Origin of the sequence: Pseudomonas sp. DrBHI1 (assembly GCF_002205115.1) — a bacterium.
GTDB classification, from domain to species: domain Bacteria; phylum Pseudomonadota; class Gammaproteobacteria; order Pseudomonadales; family Pseudomonadaceae; genus Aquipseudomonas; species Aquipseudomonas mosselii.
The window spans coordinates 253,026-260,112 of sequence record NZ_NIBE01000059.1; the positions used below are offsets into that span (position 1 = coordinate 253,026).

General features: G+C 64.1%; 4 protein-coding genes. 2 read left to right on the plus strand and 2 right to left on the minus strand.

Features of this window, described 5'->3' with window-relative positions; translation table 11 throughout:
- Positions 1-11 precede the first annotated feature (11 nt).
- Both betB and betI read right to left on the minus strand, forming a co-directional pair.
- Positions 12-1,484, minus strand: a complete 1,473-nt coding sequence (gene betB, locus CC207_RS13230) for a betaine-aldehyde dehydrogenase (RefSeq protein WP_028688421.1) — start codon at positions 1,482-1,484, stop codon at positions 12-14.
- Between the two features lie 38 nt (positions 1,485-1,522).
- Positions 1,523-2,179, minus strand: a complete 657-nt coding sequence (gene betI, locus CC207_RS13235) for a transcriptional regulator BetI (RefSeq protein ID WP_028688420.1) — start codon at positions 2,177-2,179, stop codon at positions 1,523-1,525.
- A 479-nt stretch (positions 2,180-2,658) separates the two neighbouring features.
- Here betI and CC207_RS13240 point away from each other — a divergent pair, with 479 nt between their 5' ends.
- Both CC207_RS13240 and CC207_RS13245 read left to right on the plus strand, forming a co-directional pair.
- The gene (locus tag CC207_RS13240; RefSeq protein WP_028688419.1) at positions 2,659-4,662 is read left to right on the plus strand and encodes a BCCT family transporter; all 2,004 of its coding nucleotides are present in this window, start codon (positions 2,659-2,661) and stop codon (positions 4,660-4,662) included.
- Between the two features lie 135 nt (positions 4,663-4,797).
- The coding region (locus CC207_RS13245) for a dermonecrotic toxin domain-containing protein (RefSeq protein ID WP_371916450.1) at positions 4,798-7,087 on the plus strand (2,290 nt) is incomplete at its 3' end.

Genomic DNA, 7,087 nt, shown 5'->3' on the forward strand with positions numbered 1-7,087 from the left:
CTAAACGGGGTTTAGAAAACCGAGTTGTAGCCGCCCAGCTCGACCTGGACCGACTTGATGCGAGTGTATTGAGCCAGCGAGCTGACACCGTTCTCACGGCCGACGCCCGACTGCTTGTAACCGCCAACCGGCATTTCCGCCGGCGACTCGCCCCAGGCGTTGATCCAGCAGATGCCGGCCTCGAGCTTGTGGATGATGCGGTGCGCGCGGCTGATGTCGTTGGTGCAAACGCCGGCGGCCAGGCCGTATTCGGTGTCGTTGGCGCGACGGATGACTTCTTCCTCGGTCTCGTAGCTGAGGATGCTCATCACCGGGCCGAAGATCTCTTCCTTGACGATGGTCATGTCGTCGCTGCAGTCGGTGAACACAGTCGGGGCCACGAACGCGCCCTTGGCGAAGTCGCCGTCCAGCAGACGCTCACCGCCGCACAGTACGCGGGCGCCTTCTTCTTTACCCTTGGCGATGTACGACAGCACGCTTTCCATGTGCTGGAAGCTGACCAGCGGGCCGAAGTTGGTGTTCTCGTCTTCCGGGTTGCCGGCACGGATGCGGGCGACGCGCTCGGCGATCTTGGCTTCGAAGGCGGCTTTCATCGAGGCTGGGATGAACACGCGGGTGCCGTTGGTGCAGACCTGACCGGAGCTGTAGAAGTTGGCCATCATGGCGATGTCGGCGGCCTTGTCCAGGTCGGCGTCGTCGCAGATGATCAGTGGCGACTTGCCGCCCAGTTCCATGGTCACTTCCTTCAGCGACGAGCTGGAGGCGCTGGCCATGACTTTCTTGCCGGTGGTGGTGCCGCCGGTGAAGGAGACTTTCTCGATGCGCGGGTGCTCGGTCAGCCAGGTGCCGACTTCGCGGCCGCTGCCGGTCAGGACGTTGAACACGCCGTTCGGCAGGCCGGCTTCGGTGAAGATCTCGGCCAGTTTCAGGGTGGTCAGCGAGGTGACTTCCGACGGCTTGAAGATCATCGCGTTGCCGGCGGCCAGGGCCGGGGCGGATTTCCACAGGGCGATCTGGATCGGGTAGTTCCAGGCGCCGATACCGACGGTCACGCCCAGCGGCTCGCGGCGGGTGTAGACGAAGGACGATTCGCGCAGCGGGATCTGCTCGCCTTCGATGGCCGGTACCAGGCCTGCGTAGTACTCCAGTACGTCGGCGCCGGTGACGATGTCGACGTAGCGGGTTTCGGAGTACGACTTGCCGGTGTCCAGGGTTTCCAGCATGGCCAGCTCGTCGTTGCGCTCGCGCAGGATGTCGACGGCGCGGCGCAGGATGCGCGAACGCTGCATGGCGGTCATCGCGGCCCAGATTTTCTGGCCGCGCTCGGCGCTTTCGACGGCTTTTTCGACGTCGGCTTGGGTCGCGCGCTGCACATGGGCGAGGACTTCGCCGGTGGCCGGGTTGATGGCTTCGAAGGTGGCGTCGCTGCCTGCGTCGACGTAAGCGCCATCAATGTAGAGTTTTTGCGTTCCGAAACGGGCCATAGTGTCCTCGCAAGTGCAGTGTGTGGTTGGCTGCCGCGTCACGCTCCTGCCGGTTGGCTGGTCGCTGCGCGCGGCTGTTCAGAGGCCTGGTCGGTTGTGCCCAGGGACTGCTGTTTCGCCAGTTGTAGATCCATGTATTCGTAAGCGATGCGTATCGCCTGGTCGGTGTCGAATGCATCCCCCGACAGGGCGCCACGCAACCACAGGCCGTCGATCAGGGCCGCCAGCCCGCGGGCAGCCTTGCGCGCATGGTAGAGCGGCAGGACGCGGCGGAACTGGCAGCACAGGTTGGAATACAGACGGTGATCGTTGATCCGCTGCAACCTGTGCAAAGACGGCTGGTGCATGCTGGAGGCCCAGAAGGCCAGCCAGGTTTTCATTGCCGGGCCATTCACCTGGCTCGCATCGAAGTTGCCTTCGATGATCACCTTCAGGTGGGCACGCGGGCTGTCGTCCGTGAGTGCCTGACGACGCGCGATCACACCCTCGTTGAGCATGTTCATGATGTGGCGCATCGTCGCTGCGATCAGGCCGTTCTTGTCCTGAAAGTAGTGACTGATGATGCCGTTCGACACGCCGGCCAAACGGGCAATCAGCGCAATGCTGGCATCGCCCAGTCCGACCTGATCGACCGCCTGTAACGTGGCTTCGATCAACTGCTGGCGGCGGATGGGTTGCATACCGACCTTGGGCATCTTGCTATCTCCTCAGGCCTGCGGGCAGACGACGAGCGGCTGCCTCGGCGAAGGCCAGTCTATTTTGTTTTGATTGAACGTTCAATCAATAAAGAATAAGCTCTGCGACAATTTGTGCCATTGACAGTTTTTCAGGCCGTCAAAGGGACACGAATCGACACCCCAGGAAATCGTGTAACCCCCGGAATACAAGGCGTTGACGGGCATGAGCGATGCAAAGGACAGATTCTGCCGAGCGGTCATGGACTGCGCGGTCGGCCCTTGGAGCGGGCCAGGTGGTCTGTGGCGAATGCGCGCACCTTCTGCTGAGTGCGTGGCAATGCGACAGACGGCCGGTCTGTATTTTTTGCAGCGTTTCGATTCGGGATCACGGTTTCCAGGTGCCTTTTATAACACCTTGCGTAGTAGGGCTATTGCACCAATTGCGCGGGAAATAACTGTTTAGCCTCCACTGCCGCACTGCCCGGAGCATTCGTGCAATGAGTTCTGCCTCCCTGACAAAGCCTCCCGCCGAGCGGGTACGGGTCAACCGCGTGGTGTTCTACACCTCTGCGCTGATGATCCTCGTTCTGACTGCCCTGCTGATTGCTGTACCCGAAGCCGCCGGCCAGGCGCTGGGCGTTGCCCAGAAATGGCTGACCCGTACCTTCGGCTGGTACTACATGCTGGTGATCTGCGGTTACCTGCTGTTCGTCGTCTACCTGGCCTTCTCCGATTTCGGCAAGCTCAAGCTTGGCGGCAAGGACGACACCCCCGACTTCAGCTACGGCGCCTGGGCCGGGATGCTGTTCTCCTCGGGCATCGGTATCTCGCTGCTGTACTTCGGCGCCTCCGAGCCGCTGGACCACTACTTCAACCCACCCGAGGGCACCCCGGCCAGCCTCGAGGCCGCGCGCCAGGGCCTGCAGCTGACTTTCCTGCACTGGGGCCTGCACGGCTGGGCAATCTACGCCCTGGTGGGGCTTGCCGTGGGTTACTTCGCCTACCGTCACAACCAGCCGCTGGCACTGCGCTCGGCGCTTTATCCGCTGGTCGGTGAGCGTTGGGTCAAGGGTGGCGCCGGCCATGCCGTGGACATCTTCGGCATGTTCGTCACCCTGCTGGGCCTGGTGACCAACCTCGGTATCGGTTCGATGCAGGTGGCTTCGGGCCTGGAGTACCTGTTCGGCATGGACCACAGCAAGACCAACCTGCTGGTGGTGATCCTGGTCATGGCGGGCGTTGCCACCGTGGCCGCGGTGTCGGGCGTGGAGAACGGTATCCGTCGCCTGTCCAACCTGAATATCCTGCTGTTCAGCGGCCTGCTGATCTTCGTGCTGCTGGCCGGCAACACCCTGCACCTGCTCAACGGCTTCGTGCAGAACATCGGCGACTACCTCAACGGTGTCGTGCTGAAGACCTTCGACCTGTATGTCTACGAAGGCGACAACGACAAGTCCGAGCGCTGGCTGGGCCTGTGGACCGTGTTCTACTGGGCCTGGTGGATCTCCTGGGGCCCGTTCGTCGGCATGTTCATTGCCCGTATCTCCAAGGGCCGTACCGTGCGCCAGCTGGTCAGCGGCGTGCTGCTGATTCCTCTGGGCTTCACCCTGGCCTGGCTGTCGATCTTCGGTAACACCGCATTGGACCTGGTGATCAACCAGGGTGCGGTGGAGCTGGGCAAGACGGCGCTCGAACAGCCGTCGATGTCGATCTACCAGCTGCTGGAGTTCTTCCCGGCCGCCAAGATTGTCATCGGTGTAGCCGTGTTCGTCGGCTTCGTGCTGTTCCTGACTCCCGCCGACTCCGGCGCGGTGATGATGGCCAACCTGTCGTGCAAAGGCGGCAAGGTCGACGAGGACGCCCCGCACTGGATGGTGGTGTTCTGGTCGGTGGTCATCACCCTGGTCACCATCGGCTTGCTGTTCGCCGGTAACTTCGAGGCCATGCAGACCATGGTGGTACTGGCCGGCCTGCCGTTCTCGGTGGTCCTGGTGCTGTTCATGTTCGGCCTCATGAAGGCCATGAAGCAGGACGTCGCGGTCGAGAGCGAGCGCGCCGAGCTGGCCGCCCGTGGCCGTCGCGGCTTCAGCGAGCGCCTGAGCCAGTTGGACCTGCAACCGACCCAGGCCGTGGTCCAGCGTTTCATGGACAAGCAGGTCAGCCCGGCGCTGAAAGAGGCCGCCGAGCAGCTTCGCACCCTGGGCTTCGAGGTCGAGACCCGTGTAGGCCAGTCACGCAACATGATGGGCCTGCGGGTGATGATGGAAGAGGGTAACCCCTTCGTCTACGAAGCCAGCCTGGACGGTTACATGGCCGCGCCGAGCGAGGCGCCGGTCGAGGGCGAGCCGGAAGTGCGTCAGCGCTTCTACCGTGCCGAGGTGTACCTGCACGATGGCAGCCAGGAGTACGACCTGATGGGCTTCACCCGCGAGCAGATCGTGCGTGACGTGCTGGATCAGTTCGAGAGCCACCGTCAGCTGCTGGGGCGTGTTTACAGCTGATCGTGAGCGGTAACAGGCAGGGGCCTGGCGTGAAAGCGCCGGGCCCTTGTCGTTTCTGGGGCGCGCAATATGTACAGCCTCGCAGGCTGGTGGGTGACGGCATGGTGGCAGTCCACTCACCAGGAGGCGTTCACCATGACGACACCTTCGACACCCCTGTTCGATTTCAAGGGCGCTGCCGCCCGGCAGTTCGCCAACCGTCCGACCCTGCGCCAGGTGGCCAGCACGCAGGTGCTGAGCCTGCTGCTCGAACACTTGCCATGGCTGGCGTCGGTCACCCCGGCGCTGACCGACGCCGACCCGCTGATGCTCGACAGCCCTGTGCCCGGCACCAACTACTACACCACCGACAGCTTGGTCGACCTGGTGTTGCAGGCCATGGTCGCGGAGCAGCCCATGAACCTGGAAGCGCTCGAAGGGCGCCACCACAACCTCGGGCTGGTGGCGACCCACCGCTTCGCCGGCTCGCGCAGCGAGTTCGATACCCGCCGCCTGAGCGGGGTGACGGACGCCTTCAACGGGTTGCTGGCGCGCTTGCCCGAGCTCTTCTGCCAAGCGCAGCTGGACTATTGGCAGGGCCGGGGCAGCGCTGGCAAGAGCCGCGACCGGTGGCTGCAGTTGCTGTTGAAGATGGCGCTGCTGAGCAACCTGCCTGCGCAGGGGCTCGATGCCAAGGCGCAGGCGTGCGTGCGTGGCCTGATCGAGGGCGGTGCCGAGCAGCCGGCGACGTTCGTCGTGCAGGCCAGGCTGGGCTGGGATGACCAGGTGTTCACGGTCGTGCAACCCGGCCTGTTGGTGGTGGGCGAATGGGACGAAGCGCAGGTGGTGCTGTGGTGCAGGCCGTCGACCCAGGTCACGGCCTTCGCGTCGCTTGAGGCGTTTGGCCTGGCCCTGCGCGATGCGTTGGCGCTCGCGCACAGCTTCGACACGCTGAACTGGGAGCGCCATGCGCTCGAGGGCAACGTGTTCGCGCAGCAGAGTGCGCTGCTGCTGGCGAGGATGTGCGAGCACATCGCTCAGTTGCGTCTGCGTGGCCTCTCGGTGGCACGGATGGAGGCCCTGTTCGCGCAGTTGAGCGACCCCGCGCAGTGGCTACTTGGCGGCTACTTCCACGACGATGGCGTTCAGGCCAAACTCCCGCCAGGCCTGTCCAGCGCCTCGGCCAGCGACAGCTTCGCAGCCCAGGAAGCCCTGTTGAGTATGGCCTTGGCGCAAGCGCAGGCCGAAGGGGGCTCGGCGCTCGATGGCGTCCAGGACCTGCAGACCTACGCGCGCGAACGCTTGCGCGAACAGTTGCTGGCGGACTATCCGGTAGAAGCGAACTATTTTCCTGACGACCTGTTGCTGTCGCTCGCCACCGCCGAGGGCATTCCGGGTGGCGCGGGAAGCGGCGCAGGCGGGGGGGAGCCGTTGGCCGACAGGGGCGAGGTAAGCCTGACCGCCTTCGCCATCGGCAACCTCAGTTCACTGGGCGCGGCGGTCATCAAGGGCATACGGCACCGCACTGGACAATTGATCATGCCGTGGCTGACGGTCGACTACCTCAAGGGCGTGGTCCAGCGCGTCGACATCGGAGGCAAATACCCTCGCTACGTGGCGACCACCCTGGGTGACCCGTCAAGCCGGGCGCAGCGTACCCGGCACTTCGCCCGGGAGTGGCGCCAGGGGCTGTTATTCAGTGCCCTGCTGGCCAAGCTCGATGGCAAGGTTTCCGATGCCGGGCTGCAACACGTCGTCGATTTCTGCCAAGGCCACCTGGATCCTGAGTCACCCAGTAGCGTGCTGGCGCCCCTGGCCTTCAAGCGCAGTCCCGACGCCACGCATTCCGACCTGGTCCAGGCCATGTACGTATTGTTCTGTGCGCAGCCCTCGCGGGTGTTGCTGTACCGTCCGCTCTACGCCAAGGATACGCTGCTGGAGTACGCCAGCCTGGAGGCGATGATGGCGGCGATTCGCGCCTCCACCGAGCTGCAGCAGAGCCTGGTGGCGTGGATGAACCCAACGGCACGCTCCATCTATGACCACGGCGGGTTCAAGGAGCCGCACATCGGCAGCATCGGCATCGACCCTTATAACCTGCCGGAAAAGCCGGCCCCCGCCGAACTCGCCAGCTGCCACTGGGCCACGGGTGTGGATGAAAAGCTCTATGCCGCCAACCAGGCGTTGCGGGTGGCGCTGGCCGACGCGCAAAGCACCTCCACGGCAGAAAGCCGTTGGGCGCTGCTCGGCCAGGGCGCCTGGCTGCTGTTCGACGTGGCCAGCCTGGCGTTGCGTGGCCCGGTGGCATCGGCGGCATGGCTGGTGCAAACCCTCAGCGCCCTGGACAGCGATCTCGAGGCGGTGGCCCACAGTGACTATTTCAACCGGGACGCGGCCACGGTCGACCTGATCATCAACACCGGCATGACCTTGCTGCACGCGCACC